General features: G+C 57.3%; 22 protein-coding genes and 1 pseudogene. 3 read left to right on the top strand and 20 right to left on the bottom strand.

The window, feature by feature from the left end:
• Nucleotides 1-88: 88 nt before the first annotated feature.
• From WM94_RS23705 to WM94_RS23695, 3 genes are all read right to left on the bottom strand, one after another.
• Nucleotides 89-982 (bottom strand): hypothetical protein, encoded by an 894-nt coding sequence (locus tag WM94_RS23705; protein WP_061552251.1) that lies wholly within the window; start codon nt 980-982, stop codon nt 89-91.
• A gap of 113 nt (nt 983-1,095) precedes the next feature.
• Nucleotides 1,096-1,449, bottom strand: coding sequence for a type II toxin-antitoxin system RelE/ParE family toxin (locus tag WM94_RS23700; RefSeq protein WP_061552250.1), 354 nt, complete (start codon nt 1,447-1,449; stop codon nt 1,096-1,098).
• A gap of 8 nt (nt 1,450-1,457) precedes the next feature.
• Nucleotides 1,458-1,736 carry a type II toxin-antitoxin system ParD family antitoxin gene (locus WM94_RS23695; RefSeq protein ID WP_061552249.1) on the bottom strand — a complete coding sequence of 93 codons (279 nt, stop codon included), beginning with the start codon at nt 1,734-1,736 and terminating at the stop codon, nt 1,458-1,460.
• A 112-nt stretch (nt 1,737-1,848) separates the two neighbouring features.
• On the opposite strand from WM94_RS23695, the gene WM94_RS23690 reads away from it, so the two are divergent.
• Nucleotides 1,849-2,202: a hypothetical protein gene (locus tag WM94_RS23690; protein ID WP_061552248.1), complete on the top strand. Its 354-nt coding sequence runs from the start codon at nt 1,849-1,851 to the stop codon at nt 2,200-2,202.
• A gap of 40 nt (nt 2,203-2,242) precedes the next feature.
• On the opposite strand, the gene WM94_RS23685 is transcribed toward WM94_RS23690, so the two are convergent.
• The 17 genes from WM94_RS23685 to WM94_RS23605 form a co-directional block, all read right to left on the bottom strand.
• Entirely contained in the window at nt 2,243-3,769 is a 1,527-nt protein-coding gene (locus WM94_RS23685; RefSeq protein WP_061552247.1) for a conjugal transfer protein TraG N-terminal domain-containing protein, read from the bottom strand.
• Nucleotides 3,766-4,122 (bottom strand): hypothetical protein, encoded by a 357-nt coding sequence (locus tag WM94_RS23680; protein WP_060495288.1) that lies wholly within the window; start codon nt 4,120-4,122, stop codon nt 3,766-3,768. Before WM94_RS23680 ends, WM94_RS23685 begins: the two co-directional genes overlap by 4 nt.
• Nucleotides 4,123-4,124: 2 nt before the next feature.
• Nucleotides 4,125-5,486, bottom strand: coding sequence for an integrating conjugative element protein (locus WM94_RS23675; RefSeq protein WP_060495289.1), 1,362 nt, complete (start codon nt 5,484-5,486; stop codon nt 4,125-4,127).
• 20 nt (nt 5,487-5,506) lie between these two features.
• Nucleotides 5,507-6,442, bottom strand: coding sequence for a TIGR03756 family integrating conjugative element protein (locus WM94_RS23670; protein WP_060495290.1), 936 nt, complete (start codon nt 6,440-6,442; stop codon nt 5,507-5,509).
• Nucleotides 6,442-6,861, bottom strand: a complete 420-nt coding sequence (locus tag WM94_RS23665) for a TIGR03757 family integrating conjugative element protein (protein WP_082810632.1) — start codon at nt 6,859-6,861, stop codon at nt 6,442-6,444. Before WM94_RS23665 ends, WM94_RS23670 begins: the two co-directional genes overlap by 1 nt.
• 139 nt (nt 6,862-7,000) lie before the next feature.
• Entirely contained in the window at nt 7,001-7,324 is a 324-nt protein-coding gene (locus WM94_RS23660; RefSeq protein WP_061552246.1) for a hypothetical protein, read from the bottom strand.
• Entirely contained in the window at nt 7,324-7,977 is a 654-nt protein-coding gene (locus WM94_RS23655) for a thioredoxin domain-containing protein (protein ID WP_061552245.1), read from the bottom strand. The genes WM94_RS23660 and WM94_RS23655 overlap by 1 nt, the downstream gene beginning before the upstream one ends.
• Nucleotides 7,970-8,275, bottom strand: a complete 306-nt coding sequence (locus tag WM94_RS23650) for a hypothetical protein (RefSeq protein ID WP_061552244.1) — start codon at nt 8,273-8,275, stop codon at nt 7,970-7,972. The genes WM94_RS23655 and WM94_RS23650 overlap by 8 nt, the downstream gene beginning before the upstream one ends.
• The gene (locus WM94_RS23645; protein WP_082810631.1) at nt 8,272-11,265 is read right to left on the bottom strand and encodes a conjugative transfer ATPase; all 2,994 of its coding nucleotides are present in this window, start codon (nt 11,263-11,265) and stop codon (nt 8,272-8,274) included. The genes WM94_RS23650 and WM94_RS23645 overlap by 4 nt, the downstream gene beginning before the upstream one ends.
• The gene (locus tag WM94_RS23640; RefSeq protein ID WP_060495292.1) at nt 11,265-11,714 is read right to left on the bottom strand and encodes a TIGR03751 family conjugal transfer lipoprotein; all 450 of its coding nucleotides are present in this window, start codon (nt 11,712-11,714) and stop codon (nt 11,265-11,267) included. The genes WM94_RS23645 and WM94_RS23640 overlap by 1 nt, the downstream gene beginning before the upstream one ends.
• Nucleotides 11,692-13,191, bottom strand: a complete 1,500-nt coding sequence (locus tag WM94_RS23635) for a TIGR03752 family integrating conjugative element protein (protein ID WP_060495293.1) — start codon at nt 13,189-13,191, stop codon at nt 11,692-11,694. Before WM94_RS23635 ends, WM94_RS23640 begins: the two co-directional genes overlap by 23 nt.
• Nucleotides 13,172-14,065 carry a TIGR03749 family integrating conjugative element protein gene (locus WM94_RS23630; RefSeq protein ID WP_061552243.1) on the bottom strand — a complete coding sequence of 298 codons (894 nt, stop codon included), beginning with the start codon at nt 14,063-14,065 and terminating at the stop codon, nt 13,172-13,174. Before WM94_RS23630 ends, WM94_RS23635 begins: the two co-directional genes overlap by 20 nt.
• Nucleotides 14,062-14,712, bottom strand: coding sequence for a PFL_4703 family integrating conjugative element protein (locus tag WM94_RS23625; RefSeq protein ID WP_060495295.1), 651 nt, complete (start codon nt 14,710-14,712; stop codon nt 14,062-14,064). Before WM94_RS23625 ends, WM94_RS23630 begins: the two co-directional genes overlap by 4 nt.
• 7 nt (nt 14,713-14,719) lie before the next feature.
• Nucleotides 14,720-15,103 carry a TIGR03750 family conjugal transfer protein gene (locus tag WM94_RS23620; protein WP_060495296.1) on the bottom strand — a complete coding sequence of 128 codons (384 nt, stop codon included), beginning with the start codon at nt 15,101-15,103 and terminating at the stop codon, nt 14,720-14,722.
• A gap of 14 nt (nt 15,104-15,117) precedes the next feature.
• A complete protein-coding gene (locus WM94_RS23615) occupies nt 15,118-15,468 on the bottom strand; it encodes a TIGR03745 family integrating conjugative element membrane protein (RefSeq protein ID WP_060495297.1) in 351 nt (116 codons plus the stop codon).
• Nucleotides 15,469-15,486: 18 nt separating this feature from the next.
• A complete protein-coding gene (locus tag WM94_RS23610; RefSeq protein ID WP_060495298.1) occupies nt 15,487-15,726 on the bottom strand; it encodes a TIGR03758 family integrating conjugative element protein in 240 nt (79 codons plus the stop codon).
• Nucleotides 15,723-16,040 (bottom strand): RAQPRD family integrative conjugative element protein, encoded by a 318-nt coding sequence (locus WM94_RS23605; protein WP_256207046.1) that lies wholly within the window; start codon nt 16,038-16,040, stop codon nt 15,723-15,725. The genes WM94_RS23610 and WM94_RS23605 overlap by 4 nt, the downstream gene beginning before the upstream one ends.
• Before the next feature lie 174 nt (nt 16,041-16,214).
• Here WM94_RS23605 and WM94_RS23600 point away from each other — a divergent pair, with 174 nt between their 5' ends.
• Together WM94_RS23600 and WM94_RS29675 are read left to right on the top strand one after the other, a co-directional pair.
• Nucleotides 16,215-16,415, top strand: coding sequence for a hypothetical protein (locus WM94_RS23600; protein ID WP_060495300.1), 201 nt, complete (start codon nt 16,215-16,217; stop codon nt 16,413-16,415).
• A gap of 522 nt (nt 16,416-16,937) precedes the next feature.
• A pseudogene (locus WM94_RS29675) lies at nt 16,938-17,115 on the top strand (IS5/IS1182 family transposase); the annotation flags it as partial.

Raw genomic sequence — 17,115 nt, 5'->3', positions numbered from 1 at the left:
GGCGTACTCGAAATCGGAAAAGCTCATCTGGCTCATGGGATGGCGGGCTTGTAGAGGGCAGTTGGACGGAGGGCTATTTCAGCACAGGTCAGATGGCCTGTGCTGACTTGATCGGAGAATCCTTAAACGTTCCAGATGGTGTGTTAAAAGTGAAGTTTTCAAATATTACGTATTGATAGACGTTAAAGCCCGAACCGTACAGGCCATCCTTTCCTCTTGGATACTCTTTGAACTGAACATTGTTGTACTCTGGTTTCAGTAGGCTAACAAATGCTTTTTCGGCATCTGCTATAGTGCGCGAGCTATTAATATCCGAAACCATGTCATCCATTTCATCCTCAGGCGCCCATGTCTGAATCACGACTGGGTCAATGTCGAAGAAAAATAAGACGATTTCGTCTGAAACTCGATTCGATGGGGTTGGGTAGCGAATCTGTTCTTCTGTAAGGATCTCCACGCGACCTTGATGAGCTTTATTTAACAAGCGCTCGAAACTATCCTGCTTGTTTGCTATCCCAACATAGAGTAAATCGTAGTTACAAACGATAGCGTGATTGTTGAATCCTTGTAAGTTTGGGTTGCCCCTAGATTTTTCCCAGTATACTGAATCGGGGGTATACCAGGTGTGTGAGTGCATCTTCTCACCAGGAGCTGGACGGTTGTGTCCGATCTGAATTATTTGGTCGTCCCAGGCCGCATGTACAGCTCCCCCAAGGGGTACATTTGCTTGTAGATTAATATAGCCCCAGTCAACTGTCTTTCCTGCTAGCTTAATTTCCACCCGAGCAATGTCATTTACTGTGTCGACGATTCGTACATCGCTAAACTCTGTCCGGGGCCTAGCCCCGATCATGTATAACTTGCTACGTTTAAGCTTTGCGGCGAAAGCTGCATTTGCTTCGTCTCTAAAATCCTTGCTCATGCTGTTTATGAACGGGGGATGTACCGTAGCAAGGCGGACCATTTTCCCTAAGAAACTCATCGATTAATTCCTTGACGCCGTTTCAGTTTTTCAGCCCTTTCAGGTAAGGCTTTTACCCTTGTGATCCATTCCATTATCCATTCAAGCCCATTTTCTGTTGAGCCATTTACCCTTTACTGCTGATGCAGGTGTTTCAGATTCTGAGCCACCTCCATAGCATCGTGGAGGACTCGGAGTATCTCAACGATTTGATCTGTCCCAATTCGGTAGAACACGATATGTCTAGGTCTGATCACGCATCCGTCAGTCATTTGCAGCATGTTGAATGACAGATGCAGGCTGCGCAGCCCCGGAGAAATCTCATCACGCTTTTTGCTGCATACTGCCGTCGGCTGCTCAGCTAGGGCGAGGAACGTTTCCTGTAGCAGGTCTTGGTACCGATTTTTGACGGACTGACCGAGCCTCACCTCAGTGAAGCGAAGCGTATCGGCGATGTCGATGCATGCCTGGAGTGACATGCGAACCATGACTCTACTCATGCTTTATCGCCCGCTAGTCTTCCAAGATTGTCCAGGTAGGCTGCCAGATTGGCCGGATCGATTTCATCATACTGGCCTGCTTCGACCTGCATGATGCCCACTGATGTTGCGTTCCGCAGCGCTTCGAGCCTGGCTGCCTCAGCTGCTTCATGCTCAAGCAGCATCCGGATGCCTGCGCGCACGACTTCGCTGAAGTTTTGATATCGACCAGTGTTGACTAGATCATCAATGGACTGCTCCATCGGCTTTGGAACGACGACATTGTGGGTGGCCATGCGGATGAACCTGTTGAGTGGTGATGGCGTTTTATGCCATACCTCTTGCGAAAATGCCAAAGCTGTCGTATACCTGATGGCCAGGTGCTTTCACAGAGCAGGGAGATGGCGTATGACCTCATCAGCCAAACGATCGATTGCCTTCCGCTTTGGCCGGGCCTTTGGTGCAATGGCACGCTTCTGTCTCTTCGACGAGAACACTCTGATTCGTTGGGGCAAAAGAGGGGTGGTTTTCGGCACCCTGGCTCTGATCCTAATCAATTCAGTGAGCGCAATTGTTGGTTCGCTATTAACCGTTGGTTGTTTTGGACTATTGTTTTGGGCTTTGTCAGCCGGGAAGTCCAGCCTGCTTTCAGGCATGTTGAAGGATGACGCTCATGTTCGCGAATCCGACGATGATTCGTACCGAGCACCTTTCTATGGTGAGCACGAGCACCCTGATTACAATATGCACTTCAAAGACTGATGCAGTCATAAGTTATGGCCAGGTTTCTGGCCATACTCATTTATGTTGAAGTAGATTTTATAGCGTCCTTAGCAACACTTGCCACTTGTCCCCCAGCCTGTTGAATGTCTTTCGTTCCGTTGGTAAGCCCTCCGATAATGTTCCCCGTTTGTACCCCGGCCCAGCCGAGAGCAACTATCCAAAACGTGGGGAGAATGATGAACATCGAACCCATGACGAAGTTAAGAATCGCGTCTTGGGTAGTGGTGTTCAAGCCCATAACTGGATCAAAAGATAAGTGCGGTGAGCCCGAGCCATACAAAACGTCGATGATGGTGCTGTCGACCCATCTCGCCAGCTGGAACCAGAAATCTACAAATATTAAAGCAAACATTGTAACTGACATGGTCATGGCAACTTTCAGTTGATATGCACCGATTATCAGTACCAGTGGAATGCTGATGACCATGGCCATCTTGAGGAAGGCCACTACCATCGGTAAGGCTTGGCGCACCATATCCATAGCGGGAAAGAAGGCCAGAGATCCAACAGCAACCCCCAATGTTCCCCCGGCACGAGCAAGGCCATTCCAGGCCGTTCCATCGATCTGCCCGCCATAGTCGGTGTAGACGTCGCCGTTGACCTGGCTGGATGGCGATACGAGCTGGCGAATCATCGAGTCGGTGACTTCTTCTTGGGACAGCCATTTTGCCCACCCGAGGAATTGACTCAGCAGACTAGGATCGACTTGCGCTTTCAGTCGGTCCCGGAGTCCGATGTTCCCGTCTGACCACCACTGCTTGCAGTTGGGGTAGCCCCCACCACCTGTCACCTGAGGCATGCCGTCATCGCGTTTCGAGTCATACGGCCAGGATGTACGGGGTGTTCTGGAGTAATCCGTGTCGTAGTAACCAGCCGTGTTCAGCAGGTAGTGGGATCCGATCCAGTTCAGGTCCTGCAGGGCCTTCTGGTCTTTGGCGATCGACCCTATGTCGGGCTGACGCATGAACAAGCGCGCACGGGAAGGACCGAAGCAATCATGGGTGAAGTCTGCCACCTCCTGCGCGAGCAGGGGATTGCCGATCCTCATTGCGTCGACCTCCATGCGCATTTGCCTGAGATCGGTACCGCATGGGATTGCTGCTACAGCACCGCTATTCAATCCCTTGGAAAGCGCGTGTACGAGCGCCCACCATACTGGCACCTTCGCACTCTTGCCGGCCAACGAGCTGAAGGTCGTGTTCCAGCCTGTCTCCGAAGGTGCTGGCGTCAGAACCTGGCACTGCTTCCCTCGCGCCTGGTCGAACTGCAGAGTGTCAAACCCCACGGAGATGGCTGGCACAGCACACAGTGAAACGACTACATACCCGACGTATAGCTGGGTTTCAATGCGAGCCAGGGACAGCACACCCTTGTTGCCCTCGTCAGCGCCTTCACCTCTTACCTTGATCCATTCACGAGCCACGATGATGATGAAGGGCAGGGCGAACAGGCCCGTGTCCGAAATCATGTCCCAGATCCCGTTGTTGATGATCCACCCTACCAGGGTGAGGTAATACTCTAGGTAGTCGTTCGTGTAGAGCGTCACAGGACCTCCGACCAGGTGATTGGCGCCTTCGAGATCTCGATGATCACGAACAACAGGAGTATCAGGAGCTCGATCCGTTGAACCCCCTTGGATGACAGACCTTCCTCGTTTCCAGGCAGGCGCGCCTTGAGCTTCACCCAGGCGAAGACGATGCTGCCGTAGAGCGCAAGTCGCCACAGCAACAGTGGTAAGTAATTGCCTTCACGCCACTTCAACCAGGTGTCGAAGACGCCCAGATATTTGACCGCGATGATGCCGAGCAAAACACTCAGCAGCATCATCACGACGCTCAATACCACGCCTCCCAGCAGAACTTTGATTGGGTGGACTTGTTTCTCGACATCTTCCATCATGGTCACTCCTTGCCGGCAGGCTTCTGCAGCTGAAGCAGGCGATCCTGTTCAGGCGCCGCTTCGTAAATCGAGCGGGAGTTTTCGGCGCGCGACTTGCTGCGCTCGATGATCTTCATCGGGGAGTTGTTGGCGAGTTGCTGCCGCATGTCGAGCTCGGTCTTCAGGTTCGTGATCAGCAATTGAAGGTTGTCGACCTGTCCAAGGGTCGCTTCCACTGCGAGCTTATTCATGCTTACGTTCGGCTCCCTGCTTCCGGTGATTAGCATGCGTTGCAGCAGCAGAGCTTTCTCCAGAACATCAGCAAGGGCGACCTCGGATGCCAGGCGAGAGGCCAACACAGCCTGATCCCGCTCGTCACGAAGGGCTGTAACCACGCCGCGGGTAATGGGGAGGGAGTCGCTGCTTGCCTCACGTAGCTTCTCGGAGGTGATCTGTGTCCCGGGCTTCAAAAGCTCTTGCAAGGCCGCGAGCTTCTTGTCGTATGCTTCCTGGATGAGCGGCGTCAAGCCCACACCCGGAGTCGAGGTGGTAGTGCAGCCTTCACAGGTCTGCAACTGCTGCTCACCCAGGACCCGGTTCGCGAACTGGGCGGCTTCGGCCGGAGACTCCCAACTGCCGCATACCAGTCCATTGGAGCAGCTGGACTGCGGGATGCTCGAGGTGTCCTGAGCTGCGCGGTTGTTGAGGAGGTTGTAGCCTGCTTTGGCGACGTCCCCAACCACCTTGATGGGCTGCTGCCCATTGCCACCGGCCTGTTTACCGCCGACCCAGGTCACGCCATTCGATCCTGGTGCTTCCTCGACCTTGTCGACCACTGCCACGGCATCGTTGCTGGATGCCAGGGCTTGCCCCATCTTCTGGCCCTCGGCAACCTTGCCCCAGCCCATCTGGCCACCGGCAATGTCGGCCATCCGCTCGGCCATCGCCCTGCAGGTTCCCTTCGATCGGTCGTAGTCGAGGCGCGCCTGCAGGATACCGTTGGTCAGTAGGTTGTAGAGGGCAGGATTTGCCCGTTGCAGGATCAGTGCCGGCAATGACGTGACAGCGCCGGTCGCGTTCTGGATGACGCTGCTCATGATCTGTTGGAAGCCTTGCGTTGCGCCGTTCAGCTGGTTCTGCAGAGTGTTGCTGAGGTCCATGTTTCCGCAGATCAGGTTGTTCTGCCAGCCGGCGCCGACGGTGATGCTTTCCATCTGGCCTGCGCTGCCCATCTGGACAGCGCTGCCACCGCCGATACTGTAGAGCACGTCGTCCCCGAGCACGTTGCCCTGGGCCTCCACCTTGATTGGGTCGGCGGCCTCAGCCATGCACCAGGTACTGCCCATGCCAGCAGCGAGAATGATGGCGATGGTTAATTTGTTCATATAGCTCTCCAGGTCATCTCTCATTGGAAGTCAGTGCTTCCTAGGAAGGTTTGGCCCCTGCGCTGGCAGCATGAATAGGGCCGCCACAGTGCCCAGGCATAGGCTTCGTCGACCGCTTCGGCATTGGGGCCGGGGGAGGGGAACACGGCGCAGGAGGGGCTGATGGTTGGCGTGAGTTCCTGCCACTTGCCTGTGCTGGCATCACCCTCCTTCAGTTCCCCGGCAGGCCAGTAGCCCGGCTCCGGTTGGGCGAGCATCGGTTGGTACACGTGGGGTTGTCCTACGCGGGTCGTGATGTCACCGACGCGCTGGGCGATGACTGCACCGGCCTTGAAGTCGTCGACCTGGTGGATGAACCCGCTCCGTGGGTAGATGCTTCCCCACATGTCGGTTGAGAGAAGTCCCCCGACTTCACGCATACCGGGGATTAGGGCCTCTGGATAGACGGATTCGGGCACCCCGTACCGCCATGCGAGGGTGTCCAGCGTGCTGAGCATGTAGGGCACGTATGGGGTGGTCGCGCCGTGGCATGAGTAGCCATAAGAGCTGACGAACCGGCTGAACACCTCAGCTCCAGGGTGACCGACAACGTCAGCTTCCTTGAATTTAGTGATGTTGTTCTCGGCGTTGTGGTTGGTAGTCCCATCATTGCCTGCCTGCGCTGTTGCATTAGGCGCTCCCATGGGGCTTACCTCTGCCCAGGGATTCCCGCCTGTGTTTGCATAGGCGGACACCACCGCGTCCGGGATGTAGTGCCGGACCTTGGTGGAGGTTTTGACCGTGCAGCCAAAAGGGGTGCAGAGCAGCCAATAGCAGATGCCGACTACTTTGTATTCCAGGCAGGTTGGCGAGATGGAAGAGGCGAGAATCGCCGCCGAACTGATGGCCGCGGAGGCAGAGCAAGGTAGCGCCGAAGTTAGGAATCCAGCCAGGGTGAGTCGCGAGATTCGTCTCATCATCGCTCCCTTGCTTGGTTGATTGTCTGAATGGCTGCAGCCACGTCGGGTTGGCCGTACACCACATACCGGCGATCAACAACGACTGCCGGCACCTTCGAGACCCCGACACTCCAGGCATCGGCATTGCCCTGCTGAGCGGCAGCCAGTTGTTGCATCAGGTCAGCTCCGGCCGGGGTGGCCATCAGTTGCTTAGCGGCGAGAGCGGCCTGGTGCGGGTTGGGTGGTAACTTCCTGGATAACTTTTCCTCGATGCGCTGCTGTTCATCGAGCTTTATGACACGCACATCTGCTGGCACGGAGCTCAGCGGGTGCGCTGTGTCTGTGATGGCCCAGGTCTCGGCATACGCGGTGCCGTTGGCCAAGGCGACGACGAGCAATAGCACTGCTCGCGATGAAGGCGGAGGGATATCCAACATGGGACTGCACCTGAAGTAGGGGGGGCGATACAGGAAAACGGATCGGCGCTTTAGGCGCAGTAGGAAATAGATATCTGACGGTGCTTGGATTTCTCAGGCAGTAGGCGCGGGGGGCTAAGCAGAGCGTTAGAGGTGTGAGCTAGTCGAACCATTCCTCGCCACCAGGATCAAGTTCTTCCAGATTCATATCGCGCTGCAGCTCGATCACGGTCCCGGGGGCTGGGGCATACCAGTCGACGATTACGAACCGTCCTTTGCCTATGGTCGCGTCGTAGTCCATGAGCACGCAGTCGTCATTCCACTCCTGGAGAGCCCAACTTAGCTCAGTGTGTGAGGGGAACTCTTCCCCGGCCGGCTCAAGCTGAAACCATCCATGGCCAGAACCTGCGCTTGGAAAGAATCTGCTTGGCAGATTGCTTTCTTCGTCATTGTTGTCGGTGCGCGAGACCGTGAGCTTGATCATTACCTTGCCCACTCCTTGCGCAGTGAGGCCTGGGCGGCAAGGGCATCTATAACCGACAGCAGCGCGGCGCTGTCTACCGGGCCCTCCAGGCGAATGCTGTGCCCCGTCAGACTGTCAGTGACCTCGATCGTTGGGGTTGCGGCAATGCCGTGGCTCTTGGCCGTAGCCCGCTGTCTCTCAACAATTCCACGGATGTCCATGTTTGTCCTAGCGCAACTGGAAAGGGACTCGCTGGATACTCCCGGCACCTCCAAATCTTCAGGCAGGCCCTGTCCATCACCCCGTGTCTGCAGCAGAACCAATTCGATCGCCTGCCAGAACACCTGTGCCCCCCCTAAGTAACCTGCGCATTGAACGAGTCGTGCCTCCGATAGTGCAGCAACGCCATGGATATCAAGCGGGAAGTGGTGCCATGCGAGCTTGACGTTCTCTTGCCCACTCACCCATTGCTTCAGTTTCGGTGTGTATGCCCTGCAATACGGGCATTCCAGGTCGGCGTACTCAGTTATCACCCACCTGGCATTCGATGGGCCGAAGAACCAAGTCTCATCGGGGCTTCTCACGTTACTGTTCTTTGCCAACTGCCAGTCGGCACCGAGGCCCGTGATCACAATGGTGCAGAGCAAGATGAGGCTGAACCTACGTTTACTCATGCTTGTCCCCCAGATCGACAGAATGGTCGGCAAGTTGGCCGAGCCTCTGCAAGGCGACTTGGAGATCGTGAATGGCCCCTTCGGGTTGAGGGTGCTGTTTCAGCCAATCAGCCAATACGCCCTGGATCAGGGGCATGATGTCTCGACGATCGAGGGCATTAATTTTGATCTGTTGCAGCTCATCAATGAGCACCGGTGCGCAAACCGACAACGATTGAAGGGTGTCGTGGCCTGGATCTTTTAGTAGCTGGGTCAGGCTATCAATGATGTTCTGGGTCAGGGTATTCATGACTCTCATGCCACGCGCTCCACGGCCTTCTTGTGTTCGGGAAAGGTGATTGGGAAGGGGGTGATACCGCGTTTCCGGTCCAAGTCTGCGGCTACCTGCAGTGCGGCGTGTAATTCATCGCAGCCGAGCGCCTGCATGGTTTCGTAACGTTGCCGCTTTTCTTCTGGCTCGGTCATAGCCAGGGCAAGACACAAGCTGGGCGGCACCACCCGGAACAGCATCTCGATCCGCTTGGCCAGGACGATCCCCTCGGTGAACTTGCCGTTTTCCTTCCTTGCTGAGAGCATCATCGTCTTCTGTGCAGGGGTGAGTTCACGGAACCGCGCGATCTTCTCCACCTCGTCGGGCGGCATGTTCAAACAGATCCACCACTCGATCATATTGAGCAGCGCGGATGCTTCTGGGGGGATGTCGTCGACGTTCTGGGTTGCCATCCAGTACCAGGCACCCAGTTTTCGCCACATCTTGGTGATTTTCACCGAGTACGGCGAGAGGAGTGGCACCTTCAATGGGATGTGACCTTCGTCTGTGAAGGCAATCAGTGGTCGACCTTTGAACTGGTCCCGCTCCGCAATGTTGTTGATGGAGTTCAGCAGCGAGATGTAGGCGATGGCCATCTGGGCCTGATAGCCCTCACGGGCGTAGGTAGCCAGATCGACGATTGTGATGTCAGCTTCCGGCCAGGCCGTACCAGGACAGTTGAACATCTCGGCTTCCGTGCCCATGGTGAACATCCCCATGGCCTCGGCCATCTCCATGAACCGGTTGCGCCGGCTTTCGGGGAGTTTGTTGTCGCAGGCCATCGCATGCAGTGCTGCGCTGATATCTTCAGTGAGCACTGGACGGTTCTCGCTGACACACAGCTCCGCCGCGTTGAGGATGCACTGGCGGATGGCGCTGCGGTCAGCCCGAGTGAGTCGAGCATCTTCCTTCGACTCGCCGCCGGTGATCATCAGGCGGGCAGTGATCTCAAGCTCGCCCAAGATGTCCCGCTGTTCGTCCTCCATTCCCGCCAGGGCGTCGGCCAGGTGTTGGTCCGAAGCATCCACGTCCGACGCATCCAGGACCTTGACCTGGTCCTTGTTTTTGATGAGTTGCACCGCGTCTACGAACGGGGCAAGACTCACGCCGCTGCCAGGGGCGAGCCGCACTCGGTTAACGGTCAGGCCGAGCCTCTTGGCGAAATCACCCAGCAGGCCGAAGCTGTTGCCGGCCTCGATGATGAAGAACCTTGGGCGGTAAAGTGCGATCGCTTGCATGATCAGGTAGTTGGCTGTTGCAGACTTACCCGCGCCGGTGGGCCCGAACAAGAACAGGTGGGCGTTCATCTGGCGGTCGAGCTTGTTCAACGGGTCGAAGGTCAGCGTTGCACCTCCTCTGTTGGACAGCGTGAAACCTGGGTTACCTGTGCCAGTGGAGCGCCCCCATACCGGGGCAAGGTTCGCGATGTGCTGGGTGAACATCAGCTGCGTGTACCATTCCAAGGCGCGGTTTTCATTCGGGTCAAAATTGCAGGGTAACCACCGCAGGTAGCTGTTCAGGGGAGCTACTTCGTCCTGTGGCTGGACTGGTTGCATGCCGGCACCGAGGAGGACGTTGCACAAGCTGGTCGTGCGTTCCTCGAGCACGGCTTTACTCTGACCACGGAGGAAGAAAGCAACACTGCCCCTGTAGAGCTTGTGCTTGCGCCCGAGGATGGACCGTGCCGTTTTAACGTCATCCCGGGTGTGGCTGGATGCCTGGGTGTCGCCGATGGCCTTCCTGGAGAGTTGTTCAAGATGCCCTTCCAGCAGGTCCTGCGGGGTCGGCACCATGGTGATGCACAGCACGGTATCCTCAGGGAGGCGGTCGAACAGTGAGTTCAATGAATCTGCCTGCTTGGTCTCACCGGTCAGGTGGCCGGTGAGGGGGGGATTTTTCAGGCGATCGAGTATCACAACTCGGTGCGGCATGCCGTCGAACGACCAAAGGCCGCTTTCGACATCCGAACGTGGTTCTCGGTAGAACAAGTTCTCCGAAAAGTCGGTACCGCTGGCCAGCGGCAGCTCACCTTGATCAAGCTCGCGGGGTGGTTGACAAACCGTGTCGTAGAATCGACGAATATCGCGATCGGTCGAGCCCAGATGATCAGGGTGTGGGTTGAACCAGCCAATAAGCCAGCGCTTGATCGTGTGGCCATCCATGCGTTTGGTTGTAACGCCGGCATTGGCAAGGGATCCTTTAAGACGGTCGCAGATTGCCTTGAGGTAGGCGGCAGGATCCTGTCCGCGAACCACGAGGTCCTGTTTCTTTACCCGGCGGTACACCACCAGGCGGACTTTTCGGTTCTGCCCACGCCACGGGAGGTTGCTGACGGCCGTGTCGACGAACAACCCACCCGGCTTGGAGATGGACTCGAGGTGGTGGCGGAACAGCGCGAGGTATAGCTTAGTGAAATCCGTGTTTTCAGCTCGCGGCTGGACGTACGCCCGGAGTTTTTGCAGGTAGTCCCCCCAGTCCGTTTCGTCCTGGGCGTAGAGCTGGACCACCCAATGGGAGCTCTCCAGTTCGTCGAAACTGTCCTGTAGGACACCTTGCAAGGCATCGCGAGCTTGTTGAAGCCAGTCGTCGGAGCGCCCTTCGGTGCCGATCGGGACCAACTCGAAAAACGCCGCCCTGGAAATGCCATCCTCGAGGAGCATGGCTTCATCCTCGGGCAAGTATTCTGCCCATGGCAGCATGTCCACGAACGACGGGTTGACCTCATACATCCTCGACGCGTCAGCTTTAGTCGCCGGCCGACGTTTAGGATTATGCCAGTCGATGGGGGAAGGGATGCCCATCGACTCCAGGCGGGCGATGTACCTCTCATTCGCAGCCAGGCGGTCCTCTTCGTTTATGGCCGTACTGGCCGTTGCGGGATAGTCGTCAGCAGGGTTGGGATCGGTGGTTGTCTGGTCGAGCACGGGCTCGATAGGCGTTGCAGGGCCTTTGCCCAGCAATTTGCTGATGAATTGCATCAGTACTCCTCCGTCCGCTCGCCTGGCATGGCGTACTGCACCCGTTGATACATCGGGAACACCGTGGTGTAGCCCGGGACTGGAACCGGATCCGTACCAGCCAGGTGCGGGAACACGTACATCACCAGGTCAGGGTTCGGCAGGCGCTTGAACTGACTGTAAATTTCGTTCTGGGGCGTGCGGGTGAAGGCGTCAGCACTTGCCTGTTGGTGAGCCACCTGGGCCTCATTGAGCGGTCGCCGAAGCTCTTGGCGCGCATCCAGTAGCATTCTGCTATTGGAACTGCCAGAGCTCCCGCCAGACGCGCCGTGTTGCCAAACGTCCATCATGTTGGCTTCCCCGTGGGGGAGCAGATCGTCTTTGTCAGTCGTGCACCCGCCTAGAGTGAGGGTGAGCACGAGCCAGGCCCCGGCCTGCAGGTGGGGTTTAGTCCAGGTTTGCGGATACATGGTTGGCTCCGGCGTTGTAATCGACCTTGCGGCCTTTGATTTCGTAGTCGATGGCGAGCTGCTGGTCCAGATGCACGGCGACCTTCGCCCCGGGCTGGACGTATACGGCGGCGAACGCTTCGCCGTAGAGTTTGTTCATCCAGGATCGGATATCGCTGACCCCGCCGGTGAGGATGGAGCCCATGGCGGAATTCCCCGAGGAGCCCGTGGTACCGAATGACGTCCCCCCGCTGCTGAAAGTCGTCGAGTTGTTCTGCTCATCGGTTTTCAGCAGCTTGGCGATCCCGGCGCCCGCTGCTGTCACCAGGGATTGGTTGGTCAGGTATTCCTTGGCGTTGGAGCGGCGCTCACCGGATATGCAAGGGATGCCATAGGAGTCGCTGATCCAGCCGAGTCCGCCCTGGATCGCAGGTTGCCCGTTCCCGTTGCTGCTGTTCTGGTTGTTGTTCTGGCTGCCGTTGGCCTCTTCTGCCGGGGCAGGGAACGATCGGACCGTGCCGTCGGCGAACACGAAGGTCAGGCTCCGTACTTGTCCGCGCACACAAGACAACGTCCAGTCGCCCGATGCGGTACCGCTGGCGACAGCACCGACGACGTCAGGGAGCTCGATACCGTTCGCGGTGAGGTTGTCCGGACCGATCAGGACTTTGAAAGGGAAGGGGTCATTGACTGTTCCATCGATCGGGATCCGGCCAATGAGCGCTGACATGGCCACCGACCCCATCAACGTCGAGTTCTGGGGCAAGGTATAGGCTTTGCGTACTTGCTTGCGGGCATCTTGGGGAGACATCTCAGCACCGACGTTCTGCGCTGTTGCGTCTAGAACGGCCTGGCCTTTGTCCAGGGTGTTGCCAAAGCTGGTGGGAAAGTTGAAGCCGCTGGCCGCCTGGGCGGAGCCCGGCTGAAGTGGTTTACCGTTAGCGTCCACGGCAGTGGCATCGGTCGGCTCAACCCACACGAGTCCATTGGACTTCGTACCTTTGTCGAAACCCGCGCCGTCACCTGGTTGCACGCCAAACCCGATGGGCAGATCCTGCCCAGCGGTATTGGGGGGCTGCGACAAGTTATCCAACTGACGCTGGAACTGGTCCAGTAGCCCCATACTCTGGTTTTTAACCTGTTCCTGCAGCTCGCTCTTAGCGTCATTCAACTTGCTGTCGACGTTTTGATCTATGCGGGAGAGCCGCTGCTGGAGTTCTGTGTTCTGGTCCTTGAGTTCTTTGTTGTCGGTCAGTACCTTCGCGATCTGCTCCTTCACCTCCCGGCTTTCAGCTACGACTGTGCGGAGGGTGTCGGCGGGGGTATCACCGTCCACCCCAAGCTTGCGGGCAGTGTCGCTTCCGATTTTGATCGTCTCTTCTTCAGGAACCGCCGCTTCGTCTTTCTTGCTCCCCCCCTTAAACAGGATGATCAGCGCGACGATCAGCAGCGGGATGAGCAGGTACTTGAGGAGTGGATTACTTTTCAGACTGCCCACGGCGCCCTCCTGCTTTCGGATCAATTTGGCTGACCGAGGACGGTAGCAGGGCCTCTTTCAGACTCTTTCCTTGAGTGACCAGGTAAAGCGTGGTGGTATCGCTGGCGTTTCCGCGAGCCCCAAGGTACGGGTGCTGGAATGTCGCTGTGGCGAAGTTTCCCATCAGCTCTGTTGCATTCATCGTCAGCTGCTGGGCGCTCAGGTTCCTCAGCTTGACCGCAGTGACATAACTGTTGTCGAGGCGCCAAGCTCCCAGCACTGATGCCTCCACCGGCAACACCGGCAACAAGGTGCTGAGATCCAGTGCTCGGTCAACACGCACCTGGCTGATGCCGGCGACGGGCTCAACGGTCCGCAATGGGGCGTAAAGCATTTGTGCTGCATAGCGGGTAAGGGCAACCGGCGCAGGCGTCTCATGGCGAGGTGCTGGTGGAACATCCTCCTCTTCATCCGACGTCCCGGATCGTTTCGTGGGCGCTCGTGTGGAGGAGGTATCGCCGTAGTAGGTGGAAGGGGCCGCACCCGCGACGATCTTCGCGGGCTCGAGCTTGGCTTGGCCTTCTGCTGCTGGTGTCGCGGCGATGTCCACCAGCATGATCTCGCCGGTGGCCACGTTCTGCAGCTGGAGCCGGGTCGGTGGTATTTCCTGGCTGGCCAGGAGGTAGACCGCGCCACCGGTGCTCTGGACGCGCAGCATGCCGACAAGCTGGGGAGGCATGCCGACGCGCACGTTTTGATCGACGAACACAATGCGCTCTTGCCCGACAATCAGCGGGATTGCCATGGGGATACGGTCCCACTGCAGCAGCTCTACCGCTTTCACATCGGCAACTGCGAAGAGGCCCAGAGCAAGGAGCCAGGTGCGCAGGTTCATGGCTTCACCCCGGCGGCTTGCAGATCAACCTCGATGCGTTGCGGGTTGGAGGCATAGCAGTTCCACATCAACCCGAACGGATTTTTCTCTGGGTTGACGTCGGCACGGACAATGGACAGTGGGTAGCGAGTCATGGCGCGCTTGACCCGCTCCCCGTTCACCGACTCGTCAGCGAGCAGATCCAGATTGACTGTCCAATCGTTGATTCCGATTTCTTCTACGCGCAGCACGCCAGGGTCGGTCAGCCCGTGGCCTGGGATTTCCGAGACGTTCCGCTCACGGCGACGCAGCTCACCGGCGTTACGGCGCATCTCGTAGTCTTTCTGCAAGTATTCCTTGCAGCCAGGGGTCACGTAGGAGGCCAGGCGCTCGATGTTGTCCTGGTAGTCGTCGTCCCCATTCTTCTCCCAGCGTTGCATCTGCTGGAAGATATAGAACCCAAAGGCGTACACATTCTCTGGCGGCACTTCCCACCATTTGCGAGTACTGCCGGAGCGGAGGTCCGGCGGCACATGCACGGTCAGGTCTTCGGGGGCATTATGCCAGCCGTAGAACGCAAACAGACTGACTGCGCCCAGCACAATGACCGCGATTCGCAAGCTGAGGATGTGTGCCTGCTGAGCATCCACTCGTTTTCGAAAACTCATGAGATCCCTACTTTCCTGACCGACGGCAAGTCCACGCGCCCTTCCGGGTGACCAGTTTGGGGCCACCGAGGAAGGGGAGGTGTTGAGCCATGTAGAACTGGAGTTGGCGGTAGAACCATGTATCAGGCCGACCCCTTTTCATCTTCCGTAGGATTCGGCTTGCTATCGTTAACCCCAGTACTCCCCCTATTAGGGCGCCTACGATGAAGAGGGCAGGGTTGCTGAATAAGATCGACACAGGGATGCCTAGGAGCAGACCAATACCGCTGCAGACTGCAACGGTTCCCCACATTTCATCCGCTGTAAGACCGCCCATGATGATGGGCTGCCTATTCAGGTTGTGAGGAAGAAAGTCGAGCGTCCCGTCCTTGAGGTAAAAGGTTTCGGCCATGGTTCATTACCTGTTCAGAGAACTCCGGTCGCCTTGGTGACCATGAAGACGCCGATACCGACCAAACAGACGCCCACCACGGCTGTCAGGCCCAAATCCCGCCATTTCTTTTTACCCTCATGAATCTCGTGATAAACGCCGAAAGCGTGTGATGCGACTCCGACCATCATGCCCCCGAGCAAGATCAACCCTAAGAGCATGAATCCGTCGTACCCATAGTTTTGGAGGGTTTGAAGCCAGCTTGTTCCTTCACCTCGAGTCGGAGCTTGAGCGCCAGGTAACGCTGCCGCTGCCAATCCTGGCAGTGAAGCTATTGCTGCTGTTGCCACGCATGCGGCGGGTTTGAAGTTTGTTTTCAGGGACATCGTGTAGCTCCTTTTTGGCTAGCTGAGAACGAGTGCGGAAAGGATGAGTAGAAGAACGAAGACCTTGACGGTCGCCGCGCCGGCGGTGTTTCTGTCAATGTTTTGGGTGGCCCAGCCTCGATAGATGCTGTACAGCGCCCAGGCACCCCAGAGGGTCGAGAGTGCGATGACTGTGCCTACGAACAGCACGGTGCTGGCTTGGGGGGTGATGCCGCTGGCAGCGTTGAAAGCTGCGACTTGAGTGCCGCTCATGCTCATGGCATTCGCCCGCCAGTGAGGGTGTATTTGCCCGCCAGCTCTACCGGATCCCGCGGCTGTGCGCGACTTGGGGTCAGGTACTCCTGCAGGCCCTGGCGAACGCGCTGGATGTCGCCGGCCAGACGTTCATAGTCGAAGTGATAGCGCTCACCAGGTTCGCTGGCGATCGTGGCGCTGCGCCGTGCTGAGTCCTCCAGTGCATTCAGTTGGCGGATCATCACCTCGATGTTGGCCTGTTCGGATGCGCTGGCCGCCATGGCGGTGGGTGTGAGTGAAAAGCCGCCGCTGACGCTGATCAGCGCGCCAAGCAGGATTCGGCGAGGAGATGCAAGGAGGAGGAATGGCTTGTTCACGGCTGGGCTCTGGCAAGACTGACTATGGGCGTCAGGATGCCGAGATCAAGGTAGGGCCTGCCTCAAGAAATACTTATCTGGGTGTCGTAGAATTTTTTGAGGTAAGAAAAGCTTTCCGCCGTGGAGGAGATCTGAATGACGTATCGAGAACAAGAATCGCATGCATTACGTAAGTGGATAGCGGTTTACTTGGGCGTCAACTTCCGGGATGAGGGGTGCTACGACAATGCAATCCAGGCAGCGGAGCACCTGCATGCCTGTGGGCTTGTGAGCTCAGCGGAGCTGATCGATATGATCAAGCGAGCCAATGTGTCGCTGCTCTGTCTTGAGGGTTAAGGCAGGTAGCGGTCCGGGGCGTTTGAGTAAACCTATCGGGATTGGGCAGTGATTTCGATCCCCTCAAAACTCGTCGACGAATGCGATGGCTTTTGCGCTCACCGTTTTGGCGTCGATCTCGATGTGACTTTTCGTCAACCGATTTTGGTTGACGACGAATGATACGATCGGCATGATGATCTCAATCGCGCCCGATCCTCTGGTGCTGGCTTAGTCCGGCATTACGTTCGGGCCTTCTTATTTCTGGGAAATGGATTTTGCTGGCTCCGAAACCTTTTCGAACCTATCCAGACCTCGTGGCTCTCATCCAGCAGCGCAGGATGCACGTCGCCGATCCGGTTCGAGCCGAGCGCAAGCTGGCTCAGCTGGGCTACTACCGCCTAAGCGGCTACTGGTATCCCGCACGTGAGTTCGATATTGATCCGGTGACCACCCAGGCGAAGACTTGTCCGATCACTAGGGAATCTCCGAACAAGCCTTCAGTTATGCGAGAATCCCCGCAACACCTGATCCGAGCCGCCCATGAGCCAGATGAGCTTTTCCGACTTTGAGTACGCCGGCAAGCGCAAGCAAACCCGCCGAGAGCGCTTCCTCGCCGAAATGGATCAGGTGGTGCCCTGGGCAGGCCTGCTGGAGCTGATCGAACCGTTCTACCCCAAGGCCGGCGGCGGTAGAAAACCCTATCCTCTGGAAACCATGC

The sequence above is a fragment of the Pseudomonas sp. ABFPK genome (genome assembly GCF_001586765.1).
Classification (GTDB): Bacteria; Pseudomonadota; Gammaproteobacteria; order Pseudomonadales; family Pseudomonadaceae; genus Aquipseudomonas; species Aquipseudomonas asiatica.
Note: the sequence above shows the minus strand (reverse complement) of the source record. Positions and strands in the feature narration are given on the sequence as shown.